17 protein-coding genes are annotated in these 16,337 nt (G+C 60.2%); 5 read left to right on the top strand and 12 right to left on the bottom strand.

The genetic code is table 11. From position 1 onward, the window contains the following. Window positions 1-173 precede the first annotated feature (173 nt). The gene (locus VTU_RS31150) at window positions 174-1,046 is read left to right on the top strand and encodes a MurR/RpiR family transcriptional regulator (protein WP_081479716.1); all 873 of its coding nucleotides are present in this window, start codon (window positions 174-176) and stop codon (window positions 1,044-1,046) included. Window positions 1,047-1,085: 39 nt separating this feature from the next. Here VTU_RS31150 and VTU_RS31145 read toward each other — a convergent pair whose 3' ends face one another. The 10 genes from VTU_RS31145 to VTU_RS30590 form a co-directional block, all read right to left on the bottom strand. After that, window positions 1,086-2,084 (bottom strand): porin, encoded by a 999-nt coding sequence (locus VTU_RS31145; protein WP_081479715.1) that lies wholly within the window; start codon window positions 2,082-2,084, stop codon window positions 1,086-1,088. A gap of 124 nt (window positions 2,085-2,208) precedes the next feature. After that, window positions 2,209-2,745: a cucumopine synthase-related protein gene (locus tag VTU_RS0104130; protein WP_010101086.1), complete on the bottom strand. Its 537-nt coding sequence runs from the start codon at window positions 2,743-2,745 to the stop codon at window positions 2,209-2,211. Then, window positions 2,742-3,167, bottom strand: a complete 426-nt coding sequence (locus VTU_RS0104125) for a DUF3830 family protein (protein WP_010101084.1) — start codon at window positions 3,165-3,167, stop codon at window positions 2,742-2,744. Before VTU_RS0104125 ends, VTU_RS0104130 begins: the two co-directional genes overlap by 4 nt. 40 nt (window positions 3,168-3,207) lie before the next feature. Continuing rightward, the gene (gene hutU / locus VTU_RS0104120; RefSeq protein WP_010101083.1) at window positions 3,208-4,992 is read right to left on the bottom strand and encodes a urocanate hydratase; all 1,785 of its coding nucleotides are present in this window, start codon (window positions 4,990-4,992) and stop codon (window positions 3,208-3,210) included. Window positions 4,993-5,007: 15 nt separating this feature from the next. Beyond that, complete coding sequence (hutH, locus tag VTU_RS0104115; RefSeq protein ID WP_029554091.1) at window positions 5,008-6,573, bottom strand: histidine ammonia-lyase; 1,566 nt, start codon at window positions 6,571-6,573, stop codon at window positions 5,008-5,010. A gap of 15 nt (window positions 6,574-6,588) precedes the next feature. Next, complete coding sequence (locus tag VTU_RS0104110) at window positions 6,589-7,380, bottom strand: ABC transporter permease (RefSeq protein WP_010101079.1); 792 nt, start codon at window positions 7,378-7,380, stop codon at window positions 6,589-6,591. Window positions 7,381-7,388: 8 nt separating this feature from the next. Then, a complete protein-coding gene (locus VTU_RS0104105; protein ID WP_010101077.1) occupies window positions 7,389-8,264 on the bottom strand; it encodes an ABC transporter permease in 876 nt (291 codons plus the stop codon). After that, window positions 8,261-9,316: an ABC transporter ATP-binding protein gene (locus VTU_RS0104100; RefSeq protein ID WP_010101075.1), complete on the bottom strand. Its 1,056-nt coding sequence runs from the start codon at window positions 9,314-9,316 to the stop codon at window positions 8,261-8,263. Before VTU_RS0104100 ends, VTU_RS0104105 begins: the two co-directional genes overlap by 4 nt. Before the next feature lie 20 nt (window positions 9,317-9,336). Next, entirely contained in the window at window positions 9,337-10,332 is a 996-nt protein-coding gene (locus VTU_RS0104095) for an ABC transporter substrate-binding protein (RefSeq protein WP_010101073.1), read from the bottom strand. A gap of 195 nt (window positions 10,333-10,527) precedes the next feature. After that, window positions 10,528-11,031, bottom strand: a complete 504-nt coding sequence (locus tag VTU_RS30590) for a TfoX/Sxy family protein (RefSeq protein WP_010101071.1) — start codon at window positions 11,029-11,031, stop codon at window positions 10,528-10,530. Window positions 11,032-11,176: 145 nt separating this feature from the next. Here VTU_RS30590 and VTU_RS0104085 point away from each other — a divergent pair, with 145 nt between their 5' ends. Beyond that, a complete protein-coding gene (locus VTU_RS0104085) occupies window positions 11,177-12,091 on the top strand; it encodes a dihydrodipicolinate synthase family protein (RefSeq protein ID WP_010101069.1) in 915 nt (304 codons plus the stop codon). Between the two features lie 23 nt (window positions 12,092-12,114). After that, the gene (locus VTU_RS0104080; RefSeq protein WP_010101067.1) at window positions 12,115-13,149 is read left to right on the top strand and encodes an Ldh family oxidoreductase; all 1,035 of its coding nucleotides are present in this window, start codon (window positions 12,115-12,117) and stop codon (window positions 13,147-13,149) included. Between the two features lie 24 nt (window positions 13,150-13,173). Here the strand turns inward: VTU_RS0104080 and VTU_RS0104075 are convergent, their stop codons facing one another. Beyond that, the gene (locus VTU_RS0104075) at window positions 13,174-13,842 is read right to left on the bottom strand and encodes a GntR family transcriptional regulator (protein ID WP_010101066.1); all 669 of its coding nucleotides are present in this window, start codon (window positions 13,840-13,842) and stop codon (window positions 13,174-13,176) included. A 158-nt stretch (window positions 13,843-14,000) separates the two neighbouring features. Between VTU_RS0104075 and VTU_RS0104070 the strand changes: the two genes are divergently transcribed. Beyond that, complete coding sequence (locus VTU_RS0104070) at window positions 14,001-15,113, top strand: mandelate racemase/muconate lactonizing enzyme family protein (RefSeq protein ID WP_010101065.1); 1,113 nt, start codon at window positions 14,001-14,003, stop codon at window positions 15,111-15,113. Between the two features lie 27 nt (window positions 15,114-15,140). Then, window positions 15,141-15,713, top strand: coding sequence for an enolase C-terminal domain-like protein (locus tag VTU_RS31140; protein ID WP_369021511.1), 573 nt, complete (start codon window positions 15,141-15,143; stop codon window positions 15,711-15,713). 14 nt (window positions 15,714-15,727) lie between these two features. On the opposite strand, the gene VTU_RS0104055 is transcribed toward VTU_RS31140, so the two are convergent. Beyond that, window positions 15,728-16,337: proline racemase family protein (locus VTU_RS0104055; protein WP_010101061.1), on the bottom strand; the 610-nt coding region annotated here is incomplete at its 5' end.

Here is a 16,337-nt window from a genome sequence, read left to right as displayed (position 1 = left end):
GGTTCATGCTCTTGAATTCGGTGACTGCCCAGTTCATCGTCTGCTTTCGCTATGAAATAAGCAGCGTAGCTCATGCGGGGGGACCTGTGTATGACGAGATGGGCTCTACCCTTCGCGGTATACTGTGAATATGCCTATCGGCTATCCACCAGGTTAGAAGACCAACGCCATTTATGACTGCCGCATCAGAAACACCAACAAAATTGCAGCTTCGGAGAAAAATAGAGTTACTTACTCATGGACGCAGACTGACTCCGACGCATCGAAGAATTATTCATTGCCTTCTTGAAGGCGTTGAGAATGTTGGTCTGCTCTCGAGCGCAGAACTAGCCACTCTCGCCAATGTGAGTCAACCTTCGGTCTCACGCTTTGCAATGGCTCTCGGTTATTCTGGATTTCAGGAAATGAGGGCTGATCTCCGAGAGCCACCCCCTCCGGGAATTTTGAACGACGGCTATAAACTGCAAGCCGGAAACAAATTTCAAGCCGCAATTGAAGCTGAGATTAAAAATCTAGGAGTGGCTTTTTCCGCAGTTCAAGACGTTTCTCGACTGCAAGAAGCCGGCCGCTCCATCATGCAATCAAGACCGTTCCCTGTTCTCGGAGCACGAGCATCCTCAGGTTACGCAACGCAATTTGCCTACTACGCAGCAAAAATACATCCTTCCACTCGATTAATTTCCGATGGAGGCTCTTTGGTTGACGATCATTTGGAACAAAATCGAGCAATGGGAGCAACCACCTTGCTCACTTTCTTGCTTCCGCTCTATCCGCTTGAAATTATTAATTCTTTGAAATTTGCCAAAAACCTGGGCTACTTCAACATCGTCGTCACCGATGCGTCGCAGGAAAAACTGCAAAACAGCGCCGACATCATTCTTCCAATTTCGGTAAATTCCTCGCTTGTATTTGACTCCAGTTGTAGTGCGAACATGACGAGCTTCTTTTTGCTTGAGTCAATGAGTGATGCTGCCATTGAGTACGTTGATGGTCGACTGCAAGCTTCTGAGCAATCCACAAAAAAACGCCGCGTTTTTGCAAAATAAAAAGGCCCCGCATCGGAGCCTTTTTGAAAATAATTTCCATTAAAAATTGTGCGTGATCCCAGTTGCCCAACTGCCGCGACGACCGGCCGTTTGGTAAATTCGCGCGTCCTCATTCATCCTGCCGGCATTGAAGTACAGTGAGGTTCGTTTGGACAAATAATAGTTTGAGAAGAACCCGACGACTGCTGGTTTAACGCTCTTCTTGTCGACGATCGCACCTCGATTCCAAGCGTATTGCAGTCCCACGTTAAGTGCGCCGATAGGAACCAAGACACTCAAGCCATAGCCCTTGCCGTCGGAATCATAGTGGTTATCGAAATAGGTAGCTGCAGCAACAAAGCTGCCAAAATCGTACCGCACGCCAGTTCCCCAAGCGTTTGATGATCCAAGAGTGTTGTCCAGTTTTGACTCATGGGCCAAGCCAATGCTCAGTTTTTCTTTCTTATATGTTCCCGCGACCGAGAAGAGATTGTCCACATTGCGATTCTCTTGCGTGAACCCGCGATCTCCTTTGAAGACATAAGAACCACGGATGGTTACACCGCCCATGTTTGGACTGATGAATCTGATCTGATCCGACTGCCGAGCTCGAATGCTGGTCAGGATCTTCTGATTGACACCGGTGACACCAGCAAGACTGAAAGCGCCACCACGGTTCGGAGACCAGCCCAAGTCATATTCGCCAAGCGTCGTGTTTGCCAGTGTCTGCATGCGACCAAGATCGATTTGCCCCCAGTTACTTCGCAGACCGACTGTGGACAAACGCACTGACCCCACCTTTTGATTCACGATGGCCCATTCCAACGCGTAGCTTGCCGATAGACCGCCACCCAGGTCTTCTTTTCCTCGGATGCCCCAGATCGGAGTGACCCCACCTCCCAGGATTTCCGAGAATCCTTTGGAATTTTTACCTTCGTAATAACCCCCATTCCCGTTGCCAAGGCCACTATCCATTCGGCCATACAGCGTAGCATTGGATTGGGCATGCGCCATAACCCCAGCCCAAGCACCTGCGACAAGCGCAAGAATTTTATTCATGATTTCTCCTCGACTTTACTTCCAAAGGATATGAAATACCCCCACTTCATTTCCATGAAATGGAACAATTCGTCCAACAGAGTCAAGAGTTGGGGGATGAATGGCGCGTTGAAGCGCTTCGAAATCAGAGACTGGCGACCAGCGACTTCAGCTTCGCAACATCTGCGTGCGGGAACGCGACACCGAGATTCCAAGGGAAAATATAGTGGACCCACCGATGCATGCGGATCACGTATGTCATCATCGTGCCGGTCAACTCGACGTATTCTTCCTTGGTCTGCACGAGGTCGAGGGCGGCCGCATAGCGATCACCCATTTCATGCATGTGAGTAATGCCAAGGTCCGTCAAAAATTCAAATGCATTGAAAGTTCCAACGAGGAATTCCTTGGTCATTTTGACCAATTCCGGGAGTTGAATGTTCTCGTATTGGGAAACCTTGAGGAATCGATACATCACATCGGCACCGACCAGCATCAAATAGGCTTCGAGGTGAACAAGAACACTGAACGATTGCTGTCCGCTACCCGCGCCGCTATCAATGATTCCGTGACGAATTTTCGTGATTTCCAGAGGCTCGTTCAACCAGACTCTTTCAATCTCCCGCACGATGTCTTTTTTTACCGCGCGCCAATCTTCCACTGTCACTTTATCGTGGCTCATTCCGTCACCTCGCTAATTTCAAAATTGACCTGTTCGCGCTGAAAATCGGCAACCGTTTTTTGCCAAACAATCTTCCCCAGTTGCTGCAGTCCGGGCAGATGCTCATCAATAACTTGTGCAAATTTATTGACCAAGGCACTTTCCGTAATGCTTCCATAGGTCATGCAAATTGTCTGACCCGGCGCATACAGATATACGGCTCCGGGCGTGCGAGTCACCATATTGCTTTTCCCGAGAAAAACGATCTGAGTCGGGGTCCAGATCGCTTCACCGGAGATCACAACGTGACCCAGAACGCTTTTGAAGGGCAATTTTTCTCGCACAGCCCTGATCACATCCGGATTTTCATCCAGAAGGAGCTTCGCCTTGAATTCAATGCCGTGGTCGGGCGCATTGAAAAGAATAAAAGATGGTTTTGTCATATCAAATGAGCAAGAGCTCCTGTGGTTGGAAAAATGGTAACTACGCAGCCCCCGGGCCCACGGCCCAGCCGATCTCGGACGGCGCATGGATGGCTTTGCTGATCATCGGCAGCTTCAGGCCCTGCTTCTTCGCCGTGGCGACCGCGATGTCGTAGCCCGCGTCGGCATGGCGCATCACGCCGGTGGCCGGGTCGTTGAAGAGCACGCGTGCGATGCGCTTGGCCGCCGCGTCGGTGCCGTCGCACACGATCACCACGCCCGAGTGCTGCGAGTAGCCCATGCCCACGCCGCCACCGTGGTGCAGGCTGACCCAAGTCGCGCCGCCCGCGGTGTTGAGCAGCGCGTTGAGCAGCGGCCAGTCGCTCACGGCATCGGTGCCGTCCTTCATGGCTTCGGTCTCGCGGTTTGGGCTGGCGACCGAACCGGTGTCCAGGTGGTCGCGACCGATGACGATCGGGCCCTTGAGTTCACCGTTCTTCACCATCTCGTTGAAGGCGAGGCCGGCGATGTGGCGCTCGCCCAGGCCGAGCCAGCAGATGCGCGCGGGCAGGCCCTGGAAGGCGATGCGCTCGCGCGCCATGTCGAGCCAGCGGTGGGTGTGGGTGTTCTCAGGGAACAGCTCCTTGATCTTGGCATCGGTCTTGTAGATGTCCTCCGGATCCCCCGAAAGCGCCACCCAGCGGAACGGGCCCTTGCCTTCGCAGAACAGCGGGCGGATGTAGGCTGGCACGAAGCCCGGGAAGTCGAAGGCGTTTTCCACTCCTTGATCGAACGCGACCTGGCGGATGTTGTTGCCGTAGTCAACCGTGGGAACGCCCATGGCCTGGAAGTCAAGCATGGCCTGCACGTGCACCGCGCATGACTTCGCTGCGGCGCCCTGCAGTGCAGCGTGTTGCGCCGGGTCTTTTTGCGCGGCTTGCCACTGCGCAACGCTCCAGCCCGAAGGCAGGTAGCCGTTGATCAGGTCGTGCGCGGAGGTCTGGTCGGTCACGAGGTCGGGCCTGAGTCCGCCGGCCTTCGCGCGCTTGACCAGCTCGGGCAGGAGGTCAGCCGCGTTGCCGAGCAGCGCGATCGACACGGCCTCCTTGGCGGCGCAGTGCTGCTGGATCAGTTCGAAGGCGTGGTCGATGTCGCGCGCCTGCTTGTCGACATAGCGCGTGCGCAGGCGAAAGTCGATGCTCGACTGCTGGCACTCGATGTTGAGCGACACGGCGCCCGCCAGCGTAGCCGCGAGCGGCTGCGCGCCGCCCATGCCGCCGAGGCCGGCCGTGAGAATCCACTTGCCCGCGAGGCTGTTGTCGTAGTGCTGGCGGCCGGCTTCGACGAAGGTCTCGAAAGTACCTTGCACGATGCCCTGGCTGCCGATGTAGATCCAGCTGCCCGCGGTCATCTGGCCGTACATGAAGAGGCCCTGGCGGTCGAGCGCGTTGAAGTGCTCCCAGTTGGCCCACTTCGGCACGAGGTTGGAGTTGGCGAGCAGCACACGCGGTGCGTCGGCGTGCGTCTTGAACACGCCGACCGGCTTGCCCGACTGGATGAGCAGCGTCTCGTCGTCTTCCAGTTCCTTCAACGACGCGAGGATCTGGTCGTAGCAGGCCCAGTCGCGCGCGGCGCGGCCGATGCCGCCGTACACCACGAGGTCTTGCGGGCGCTCGGCCACCTCGGCATCGAGGTTGTTCTGCAACATGCGGTAAGGCGCTTCAGTGAGCCAGCTCTTGCAGTTGAGCTCGGTGCCGCGCGGCGCGCGGATCACGCGCGTCGCATCGTGGCGGGGAGCGGAAGCGGCGCAGGCCTGTTGGGTGCTGATGGGTTCAGAAGCGTTCATCATGGTTCTCCAAAGTCACGCCACTGCAACCACTTGGGCTTGGCTCGGCAAAATCGCGGTCAACGATGCAGGCCAGGCACGGCCCTGCGCGCCATGCGCCCACAAGCGCATCGCCTCTACATCCGTCGCAAGGAAACGGTCTTGATGGAGGAAGGCAACGCGTTGGCGAATAGCGGCAAACTCTGCCTCAATGCTTGGCGAGGACTTCAGCTTGCGCTTGAGTTCAATGCCCTGGCACGCGGCCATGGCCTCGATGCCTACCACCACCGCGGTGTTGTTGACCATGTCACCCAGACGGCGTGCCGCAAAGGTGGCCATCGACACGTGGTCTTCCTGATTCGCCGACGTGGGCAGGCTGTCTACGCTGGCGGGGTGTGCGAGTGATTTGTTTTCTGATGCGAGCGCGGCGGCCGTGACCTGCGCGATCATGAAGCCGGAGTTAACCCCACCGTCACGCACAAGAAATGGCGGAAGCCCCGAGAGGCCGCTATCGAGTAGCAGTGCCATCCGACGCTCAGAGATCGCACCAATCTCGCTGACTGCCAACGCGATGATGTCAGCCGCAAACGCGACGGGTTCCGCATGAAAGTTACCTCCGGAGATAACCTCGCCGGTATCAGAGAAAACCAATGGATTGTCAGAAGCGGCATTGGCCTCGGTCACCAGGACGCGCGCCGCATGATTGAGGTTGTCCAGGCAAGCGCCCATGACCTGCGGCACACACCGGATGGAATACGGGTCCTGCACACGACCGCAGTCGGCGTGCGAGGGAATGATCTCGCTTCCGTCGAGTAGCGTGCGCACAGCGGCGGCGACCGCGATCTGGCCGGGTTGACCGCGCGCGATATGAATGCGCTCGTCGTAAGGCTTGATGGAACCCTGAATTGCTTCCAGCGACAATGCACCAGCCATCAGTCCAGCACACAGAACATTCTCGGCACCGAAAAGGCCCGCCAAGGCCAGCGCGGTCGATACCTGCGTGCCGTTGAGCAGCGCCAGGCCTTCCTTGGGGCCGAGCACGAAGGGCTCCAGGCCGATGCTGCGCATGGCTTCAGCGCCGCTGACCTTGTGGCCGTCGGCCAGAATCGCTTCGCCCTCGCCGATCAGCACACAGGCCATATGCGCGAGCGGTGCCAAATCGCCCGAAGCACCGACCGAGCCCTTGCACGGAATGCACGGTAGCACGTTTGCATTGAGCAGGGCGAGCAGGGCATCAACGATTTCAGGTCGAACACCGGAATGGCCTCGCGCCAGGCTCACGGCCTTGGTCGCGAGAATCAACCGAACGACGCCAGGCAGAAGATTCGTCCCCGTCCCCACGCTGTGCGACACAACGAGATTGCGCTGCAAATCCGCGAGCCGGTCCGCTGGAATAACCGTCTGCGCCAGTTTTCCGAAGCCTGTGTTGATGCCGTAGACCACCTCGCCAGCGTCCAAGATGTTGCGCACCGCTTGTTGCGATGCCAACAACTTATTCCGAGCCGATGCCGCCATCGTCACACGCACCTCACCCGCATGGATACGCGCGAGGTTTTGCAGGCTGACAGTGCTTGGCACAAGTTCAATCACATGCTGAGACATGGAAATCCTTTAAGGTCATTTGGCTTGGCTGCGGGAGGCCACACCGAAAAATCGTTCGGAAACGAAGAGAAGAAACGCCGAGAAAATGATGAGGACAGTTGACATTGCTGCGACAAATGGCTCGTACTCGTATTGCAGATAAGCCCGCAACTGCAATGGCAGCGTCACCCAGTTCGTCCCCGCAAGAAAGATCGAAACGGTGTAGTTGTTCCACGAGAGAACGAAGACCAACAGAAAAGCCGGGACCACACTCGCACGAATCAAAGGCAACGTGATGCGAAAGAAAACCGTGATCGGCTTCGCGCCCAGAGACATTGCAGCCTCCTCCAGCCGGGAATCGAAGTTGGCCAACTGGGCCAATACGTTGCGCAGTGGGTACGGCATCGTGACCACCACGTGAGCCATCAGAAGCGCGAGAAAACTGACCTCGACCCCCAGCGTCGTGATGACTTGAAAGGCGGCCAAAGCGACGATCACAGCAGGAAAGAAGAGGGGCGACTGCAACATCGCCAAGACCACCCCGGAGATGCGTCCTTTCAGTTTCCTCATGCCCAAGGCCGCAAGAACGCCAAGGACCACTGAAACGGCTGAAGTTGCCAGCGCGAGGATGAAGCTCGAATAGGCAGCCGACAGAAACTCCTCCTTTTTGAAAATTTCGGCGTACCACTTCAAGGAAAAACCGCGAGGCGGAAATGCCATTACCTGCGGGTTGACTGAGACGGCGACCAGAACCAGCAGGGGAAAGAGCAGAAATCCAAGAAACAGGACCAGCACCACGTTGCGAGCGATTTGATTTCTGTATGCCATAGGGATCCTCAGTAGTGAGAGGACAGGAAGACCCTTTTCATGGCCCACTGGTAGAGAAAAATCGCAAAAAATGTCGTCGCGAGAAGAATCATCCCGATGGTTGCTGCGAACGGAAAATTGTTCGAGACGGTTGCCATCTCGTACGCCGCTACGCTCATGAAAGTCACGCGTCCGCCTCCCAACAAAATGGGAACAACGAACGACTCCATGTTGATACCCAGCGCGAGCACGCCTGCAGCAATCAAGCCTGGCACGCTCAGCGGAAGAAAGACGCGCACGAAAGCCCTGAGCGGCGTGGCGCCAACCGTCAGTGCGGCACTGGTCAGTTCGTTCGGGATTTGCTTCAGGACTCCGTACAGAGTCAGGAACACGAATGGGGTCGACATTTGCACCATTCCGAATAGAACGGCCCAGTCGTTGTAGAGCAGTTGAATCGGCTTGGGTACGATTCCTGTCGCCACCAGAAATCCATTCACCACCCCGTCACGGCCCAGAATGACCATCAGACTGAGGGTACGGACCACCAGATTGACCCACAGCGGACACATCACCAAAAACAGCATGGTGGACTGGGCCCGCTCGTCCAGCCGAGTAACGAAATAGGCACCCGCGTACCCGATGATCAGGGCAAGAAGAGTTGCTGTGCACGACAACCACACAGTGCGCCAAAGCAACCCGGCAACGTAGTGAGAATCGGAAAAGAAGCGTGCGTAGTTGGAAAGACTCAGCGTGAATCCGGGTGCCCGAACGTCCGTCAGGCTTTGCACGCCAATCCAGATCAACGGAATGAAAAAGCAAAGCGTCAACACAATGTATGCAGGCAAGACAAGCAGCGCGGCGGAGCGCGACGGCTGACTGTGAGCGACGGCACCCATCGCGATCATCCCGCTATTTCCTGAAGAGCGAACTGCAAGCGAACTTGCTCGCCCACTTTGATCGAACCATCAACCGTATTGACATGGATCAAGCGCTCTCCGACACGGGCGTAGTAATCGACGGCAGCACCGAGAAATACCTTGCGCTCGATCGTCCCAAGAACGCCAGAGTCGGCCGACAGATCCCGTTCAATGCGAATCCACTCGGGGCGAACAAAATAGTGCGATTCGTCCCCGCTGCTCGCTCCTTCACGGGGCGAGTTCACCCGATGGGTGTGCCCGTCCGCAGGCAGAAACGTCCCTTCCGGTGTGGTCACCGGGTGGCCCGAGAAGAGGTTTGTCTCGCCAACAAACTGCGCGACATAACGGTCCACAGGATTGCTGTACAGACGTTCGGGCGTATCGATCTGGACGATCTTCCCGGCGCGCATGACCACGATTCGATCCGAAAGAGACATGGCCTCTTCTTGATCATGGGTGACGAAAATCGTGGTGATCCCCAGCTTTTGCTGAATAGACTTGATTTCAAGCTGCATGTCTTTGCGCAAACTCTTGTCAAGGGCACTCAACGGCTCATCCAGCAGGAGTACGGATGGATTGATGACCGTCGCCCGTGCGATCGCTACGCGCTGCTGCTGCCCTCCGGATAGCTGAGAGGGATACCGCGTGGCCAGATGCTCCAGTCGCACCAATCGGAGAGCTTCAAGCGCTCGGCGTCGACATTCATCCTTGGACAGCTTTCGCAACTCCAGTCCAAACGCAACATTCTCCAACGCCGTCATGTGTGGCCACAGCGCAAAGTTCTGAAAGACCAGGCCGATCTCGCGCTCCCACGCAGGAAGATGCGTCACGGCTTTGGCGCCGATGAGAACTTCACCAGAGGTTGCGAAATCCAGCCCCGCAACAATCCTGAGAATGGTGCTCTTCCCACAGCCGCTGGGCCCCAGGATGGAGATGAACTCCCCCGTCTTGACATCCAGGTTGACGCCCTGCAATACCTCGGTCGAAGCAAAACGCTTGACGAGATTTTTTATAGAGACAGGTTTACCCGGAGTGGCCATGACTCGTACCTGTTGAAGATTCAGTGAACGACGCGCTTTTCCCAGGTCTCTTTGATCTGGTCCATATTGGGGGCGAGCTTCTTCCAATCCGATATGAGCAACGAATTGACGACGACCTCGCCATACGGCACGTTTTCACCCAGGGTCTTAGGGTCCAGATCAGCTCGAGCAGGCGTGTAGCCCAGTGCGACGGCATACTGGGTCTGCGAGTTCTTGCTTAGCAGGTAGTTGACGAACGCCATGGCGAGCGCTTTGTTCTTGGTGCCCTTCACCACGTGGACAGTGCTGGCCAAGCCAATAGCACCTTCCTTGGGCACCACAAACTTGAGATCGACACCCCCCTCCTTGTTTGCCCAATCCACTCGACCCCTCAGCCAGCGGGCCAGCCACACATCTTCGCTACGGAACAGATCAAGCAGTTGCGGATGCTGGCTGTAGAAAACACTTACGTTCTGGCCGAGCTTCTCCATCACCTTGAAACCCGGTTCAAGGTTGTCCTCCCCTCCACCGTTTTGCTTGGCAAACAGCACCAGCAACTCGACGTTGGCGAAATCAAAACCAGCCGTGGTCACATGCCCCTTGAACGCAGGATTCAAAAGGTCTTGCCAAGATGTGGGTGCTGCCTTGAGCAACTTGGGGTTGTAGGCAATGCCGTACTGTCCAAAGTTGGTAATCACACCGTATTTCGAGAATCGCGCCCGGGCAAAGGTTGTCGCAAGGTTTGGAATCTTCGCAGGCTCCAACTCCTCAAACACACCCTGTGCCTCCCCCCTATTTGCCCACCCCACGTCGGCATGAACAACATCAACCTGCTTGGCCTTGGCCTTGGCAAGCGCATCAGCACCCGAGCCTGGAACAAACTTCACCCGAACATCATTTGCCCGCTCAAATTCAGCGATGTGTGCTTTGATCGCATTGGTATAGGCCCCACCAAAGGCCGAAACGACAAGCTCATTCGTCTGCGCCCAAGCCGCGGCCGAGAAGCTCATGAGGGCGATCGTCAGAAATTTATTCATATTTCATTCACAATGAAGTTGAGGAAAAGCAAGAGGTAGCAGCCCCCTCGAAGGCTGGATACCGTACTATCCATGAGTGAATCATATCTGTGAGTTCAGATTGTATTCTCACATCGATTCATTTTTCATTCAATCAGGGTTTATCCCTAACGCGAAAAATACCGCCTCCGAAGCGAGCACGATCCTGACCTGACGTCAGCCGGGACGCCGGTTCTGCGAAGCCGGTGCAACACCACGGGCCGTTGCCATGGCGGGTAAGGCCCCGGTGTTGCCGTCCGGGCGGCGCGCGCCTGCTCCGAAGTGACTGCGGGCGTGTCCGGGACTGCACGCGGCAGCCGGGAAGTCATCGTTTCGCTTCGGTTTTCCTGGCTGGCTGACGTACCGGATCGCGTGCGCGAGCCACACGCCCAAGCGCTCGCGCTCGCTGTCGTTCAGCAGCGCATCGGGGACCAGCACGTACTGCTTGCTGGGCGGGCTGCTTGGCTCGTACTGCAGCGGCCGCGCGCCGCGCTCCTGCAGCAGCGCGGCGTAGTGCGCCGCATCGAGCTTGATCGCCAGGCCGACGTTGGACAGCGACGCGAACGGCTTGCCGTTCGCATAGGCCATCACGCCGCCGAACATCGGCCTGAAGTGGATTGCGTTCGGATCGGGCACCGCGCACATCACCGGCGCCTGCAACTTTTTCGGATCGTGGTTCACTGTGCGCTCCCCGTGCCTCGCGCCGGTCGAACCGCGGCACCAGGCCCTCGCGCAGCATTCTTACAAAATATTTTCAACATGTTGGTAAGATATTAGCCAACCTGCGGGACCTCCGTGCCGCTGTTTGATTCCCAGGAGCACTCCCATGAACACCCCCCGCTGGAAGGGCATCTTCCCGGCCATCACCACCAAGTTCAACCCGGACGAAAGCATAGACGCCGAAGGCACGGCACGGCACATCGATTTTCAGATCAGGAACGGCATCCATGGCCTCGTGACCTGCGGCTCCTTGGGTGAGGCGAGCACGCTTTCGCTGGAAGAAAAGCTTCAGGTCGCCCGGATTGCGCTGGACGCGAGCGCCGGGCGCGTTCCGGTGCTGGCCAACGTTTCCGAGAGCCGCACGCGGGAGGCCCTGCGCTACATCGACGGCGCCAACAAGCTCGGGGTCGCGGGGTTCATGGTGATGCCTTCGGTCATCTACGTGGCCGACTCCCGCGAGGCCATGGCGAATGTGCGCGCCATGGCGCAGGCCGCGCAAAAGCCCGTGATGGTCTACAACAACCCCGTCGCCTACCGGGTGGACCTTCGACCCGAGCACATGCTGGCGCTCGCGGACTGCGCATGGATTGCCGCGATCAAGGAGAGCTGCGGCGACGTCCGGCGCATCACCGACCTGCGCAACATGGTGGGCGACCGCTACCAGCTGTTCTGCGGCGTTGACGATCTGGCGTATGAAGCCCTGGCGCTCGGCTGCGACGGACTGCTCGCCGGCGTGGGCTGCGCCTTCCCCCGCGAGACCGTGGCGCTGTATGAGTTGATGCAGTCGGGCCAATGGACGCAGGCGCGCACGCTCTACCAATGGATGACGCCGATGCTGCATCTGGACGTGTCGAACAAGCTGGTGCAGAACCTCAAGCTGATCGATGCGCTCGTGGGCGTGGGCAGCGAGCACATGCGCCTGCCGCGCATGCCGCTGATCGGCGCAGAGCGCGCGTTCGTCACCTCGGTGGTGAGCAAGGCCCTGGCCACCCGCCCGGCCCAGTACCGCTCGATCGACTAAGCGCCTTGCGCCCAGGCCCGGCCATGCGCACAGCGCCGCCCGTCCCCGACGAAACCGTTCGCCTGCCCGTCGAAGACCTGCTGGCCCTGGCGGGCCGCGTCTTCCTGCGCCTGGGGCTGTCGCCAGCCCACGCCGAGGCCATGGCGCGCACCGTGGTGGCCGGGCAGCGCGATGCATGCCCGTCGCATGGCGTGTACCGCATCCTGTCCTGCGCCCATACCCTTGGCTGCGCTCGGGTCGATCCGCGCGCGGAGCCCGTGCTGGCCGCCGCCTCGGGCGCGGTGGTCCGGGTTGACGCGCGCTACGGTTTCTCGCCGCTGGCCTTTGAGCGGGGCCTGCCCGCGCTCGTGGCCAGCACGCGCGAGCACGGCGTCGGCGCCCTGGTCCTGCAGCACTGCTTTCATTTTTCCGCGCTCTGGCCCGAGGTCGAGGCCATTACCGCGCAGGGGCTGGCCGCGCTGGCGCTCACGCCCAGCCATGCCTGGGTCGCTCCGGCCGGGGGCCATGCGCCGGTGTTCGGCACGAATCCAATCGCCTTTGGCTGGCCCCGTCCGGGGCCGCACCCCTTTGTCTTCGATTTCGCCACCAGCGCCATCGCCCGCGGCGACCTGGAATTGCATCGGCGCCACGGCACGCCGCTGCCGCCAGGCTGCGGCGTCGATTCCGACGGCCAGCCCAGCACCGACCCGCTGGCGGTGGCGCAGGGTGCGATGCTGGCATTCGGCGGGCACAAGGGGTCGGCGCTGTCGGCCATGGTCGAATTGATGGCCGGCGCGCTGATCGGCGACTGGATCAGCCTGGAATCGCGGGCCTTCGACGCGGGCGCGGGCGCGATCCCCTGCCATGGCGAGTTGGTCCTGGCCTTCGACCCGGCGCGCCTGTCCGGCGGCGACGCCACGGCGCAGCAGCAACGGGCCGAGCAGTTGTTCCAGGCGATCACCCGGCAGGGCGCGCGCCTGCCCTCGCAGCGCCGCTTCGAGGCCCGTGCGCGCAGCCTTGCGCAGGGTGTGTCGGTGCCGCGTGCGCTCTACGAGGAGATTCTTGCGCTGGCCGACTGAGCGACGCCGCGGCGGATCCGGGACTTAGCGGTCGATCACGCGCCGCGCAAAAGCCTCCAGATAATCGAGCAGCCGGTTCGCGCCGGTTGCTGCGGCGGCTTCGTCTCCGGTGGCGATACCCTCTGCCAGTTCCATATGGGCCCGCGCGCCCTCGATGATGTCGCCTTCATGCTGATAGGCGTACCAGAACCTGCGGCACTGGACGACCAGGGGGATGACGCTCTTGACTGCCGACTTGTTGTGGCAGGCGCTGTGATTCACCAGATCCAGTTCCTGGTCGCCCCGCATGAACTCGTGCAGATTCCCGCGTTCGGCCGCCTTCATCATCTTTTCCGCGCAGCGCACGATCTCCTTGCGCTGCATGGCGGACGCGCGCCGCGCCGAGCATTTGGCAATCAGGTCTTCGAGCACCCGCCGGGTCTGAATCAGGTCCAGGTGATCGCCCAGGTCGATGTTCGAGACGAGCAGGCCGCGCCGGGGCTGCTGGACGATCAGCCCGATCGAAATCATGCGCAAGAGCGCCTCGCGCACGGGGGTGCGTCCAAGGCCCGTCCGATGCGCAAGGTCGGCCTCGTTCACCGGGCTGCCCGGCTCGAGTTCCAGCGTCGAGAGCATGGTCTCGACTGCGTCGTAGGCGATATCCGCCGTTCTGCGCTTGGGGGCTTTGGCTGCAGGGGTCGATCTGGTGGGCATGCGGTGAGGACATGGAGGCGTGGCCCGGCGAGCATAACAACGTGGCGCGTGCACCATCAGTATATTTACAACATATTCATGAGATATCAAATGCTTACCAAGCTAGAATGGCAGCCACCCTGCTGTTGTGCCGACAGCCCTTTTGCCGGAAACACGAAATGAAGATCACGAGGATCGACGTCTACCACTTTGATCTGAGCTACGTGCATGGCGTCTACACCATGTCGGGTGGCCGAAACGTCAGCACGCTGGCCTCGACGCTTGTCCGCGTGGTGGCGGACGACGGCCTGGAAGGCTGGGGCGAGGTCTGCCCGCTGGGCTCGACCTATCTGCCGGCCCACGCAGGGGGCGCACGCGCGGCATTGCAACTTCTGGCGCCGGCGCTGATCGGCGTCGATCCGACGGATCTGTCGGCGGTCAACGACGCCATGGACGCGGCCCTCGTTGGCTACGCTTACGCGAAGAGCCCGCTGGACGTGGCGTGCTGGGACCTCACCGGGAAAGCTTGGGGGGTCAGCGTCGCGACCCTGCTGGGCGGCGTCCGCCAGGACCGCTTCCCGCTGTATTTTGCGGTTCCGCTCGGCAGTCCGGAGGAGATGACGCAGTACGTTCTCGCGCGCCGTGCGCAGGGCATTCACCGCTTTCAACTCAAAGTGGGTGGCGATCCGACCCTCGACGGCATGCGGGCACAGCAGATCATTGCCGCGACGGGACCCGAGGACCTGGTGGTGGCCGATGCCAATTGCGGCTGGCGGCTGAATGACGCGCTCATCGCCGCACGCGCGATGGAAGGACTCCCCCGGCTCTACCTCGAACAGCCCTGCCCCACCATGGAGGAATGCATCGAGGTCCGCAAGCACAGCACCCTTCCCATGGTGTACGACGAGGTCGTCAACGACGTCCCGACGCTGATTCGCGCGGTTCGCGGAAGGGGGCGCTGGCGCAAAATGAACCTGAAGGTCTCGAAGGTGGGGGGGCTGACCCGGGCCAAGCTCATGCGCGACCTGTGCCAGGAGTTGGGGGTGCAGGTCACGATCGAGGATACCTGGGGCGGCGACGTGGTGTCTGCCGCGTCCGCCCACTTGGCGGCCTCCACGCGCGCGCGCTCCTTGCTCACCGTGTCCTTCATGAACGACTGGACCCGCGAGCACGTCGCCGGGTATCAGCCGCGCAGCCAAGACGGCTCTGGCAGCGCCCCGACGGGCCCCGGGCTGGGAATCGACGTGGACCCCTCCCGGCTCGCAGCGCCCCTGTTCAGCGCTGGCGCTTGAGCCGCGCGCGCGGTACGGGCACAACAGATCATCGCCGCGACGGGGCCCGAGGACCTGGTGGTGGCCGATGCCAATTGCGGCTGGCGGCTGAACGACGCGCTCATCGCCGCACGCGCGATGGAAGGACTCCCCCGGCTCTACCTCGAACAGCCCTGCCCCGCCCATGGAGGAATGCATCGAGGTCCGCAAGCACAGCACCCTTCCCATGGTGTACGACGAGGTCGTCAACGACGTCCCGACGCTGATTCGCGCGGTTCGCGAGGGGGGCGCTGGCGCAAGAACCTGAAGGTCTCGAAGGTGGGGGGGCTGACCCGGGCCAAGCTCATGCGCGACCTGTGCCAGGAGTTGGGGGTGCAGGTCACGATCGAGGATACCTGGGGCGGCGACGTGGTGTCCGCCGCGTCCGCCCACTTGGCGGCCTCCACGCGCGCGCGCTCCTTGCTCACCGTGTCCTTCATGAACGACTGGACCCGCGAACACGTCGCCGGGTATCAGCCGCGCAGCCAAGACGGCTCTGGCAGCGCCCCGACGGGCCCCGGGCTGGGAATCGACGTGGACCCCTCCCGGCTCGCGGCGCCCCTGTTCAGCGCTGGCGCCTGAGCCGCGCGCGCGGTTCAGCCGGCGAACCATGTGTCGTTGAGCCGATACCCTTCGGGAAACGGATCTTCCGGATCGGCCCCGTAGTACGACACGCCAGTCAGCCAGGCACGGCCACTGACCGTTGGAATGATCGCTGGCTGGCCGCCCACTTCGGTCACCCGGTCGAAGCGGCAGCGAAATTCCGTATCCAGCAGGGAGCGATGAAGAAACGCCTCCCCCATGGACAGTTCGCCGCGCGCGTGCATCAGGGCCATGCGCGCGGAACTGCCGGTACCGCAAGGACTCCGATCCAGGCGGCCGGGCGAAACGACGACGGCGTTCCTGGAAGTCTTCACCCCGTCGAGCGTGCAAACCGGTCCGGCAAACAGCGTCTGGTTGATGGTGTGGATCTCCGGGTTCTGTGGATGGACCGACGGCAGCTGCTCGGCCGCCGCGCGCTTGATCCGTTCACCGGCCTGCACCAGGTCCCGCGCCTCGCTGCGATCCAGTGAGAACCCTGCGGCCGCTGCATCGACGATGGCGTAGATCATCCCGCCATAGGCAACGTCCAGGGTGAGTGTGCCCATGCCCGCCACATCGACGGGCCTGGCCTGGTGCATGACGAACGAGGGGACGTTGTGAAAA

The organism is Verminephrobacter aporrectodeae subsp. tuberculatae At4 (genome assembly GCF_000193225.1).
GTDB lineage: Bacteria > Pseudomonadota > Gammaproteobacteria > Burkholderiales > Burkholderiaceae_C > Acidovorax > Acidovorax aporrectodeae.
Note: the sequence above shows the minus strand (reverse complement) of the source record. Positions and strands in the feature narration are given on the sequence as shown.

Coding starts and splice junctions, on each gene's coding strand:
- VTU_RS31150 (WP_081479716.1), top strand. CDS start 174: ATGACTGCCGCATCAGAAACACCAACAAAATTGCAGCTTCGGAGAAAA.
- VTU_RS31145 (WP_081479715.1), bottom strand. CDS start 2,084: ATGAATAAAATTCTTGCGCTTGTCGCAGGTGCTTGGGCTGGGGTTATG.
- VTU_RS0104130 (WP_010101086.1), bottom strand. CDS start 2,745: ATGAGCCACGATAAAGTGACAGTGGAAGATTGGCGCGCGGTAAAAAAA.
- VTU_RS0104125 (WP_010101084.1), bottom strand. CDS start 3,167: ATGACAAAACCATCTTTTATTCTTTTCAATGCGCCCGACCACGGCATT.
- hutU (WP_010101083.1), bottom strand. CDS start 4,992: ATGAACGCTTCTGAACCCATCAGCACCCAACAGGCCTGCGCCGCTTCC.
- hutH (WP_029554091.1), bottom strand. CDS start 6,573: ATGTCTCAGCATGTGATTGAACTTGTGCCAAGCACTGTCAGCCTGCAA.
- VTU_RS0104110 (WP_010101079.1), bottom strand. CDS start 7,380: ATGGCATACAGAAATCAAATCGCTCGCAACGTGGTGCTGGTCCTGTTT.
- VTU_RS0104105 (WP_010101077.1), bottom strand. CDS start 8,264: ATGATCGCGATGGGTGCCGTCGCTCACAGTCAGCCGTCGCGCTCCGCC.
- VTU_RS0104100 (WP_010101075.1), bottom strand. CDS start 9,316: ATGGCCACTCCGGGTAAACCTGTCTCTATAAAAAATCTCGTCAAGCGT.
- VTU_RS0104095 (WP_010101073.1), bottom strand. CDS start 10,332: ATGAATAAATTTCTGACGATCGCCCTCATGAGCTTCTCGGCCGCGGCT.
- VTU_RS0104085 (WP_010101069.1), top strand. CDS start 11,177: ATGAACACCCCCCGCTGGAAGGGCATCTTCCCGGCCATCACCACCAAG.
- VTU_RS0104080 (WP_010101067.1), top strand. CDS start 12,115: ATGCGCACAGCGCCGCCCGTCCCCGACGAAACCGTTCGCCTGCCCGTC.
- VTU_RS0104075 (WP_010101066.1), bottom strand. CDS start 13,842: ATGCCCACCAGATCGACCCCTGCAGCCAAAGCCCCCAAGCGCAGAACG.
- VTU_RS0104070 (WP_010101065.1), top strand. CDS start 14,001: ATGAAGATCACGAGGATCGACGTCTACCACTTTGATCTGAGCTACGTG.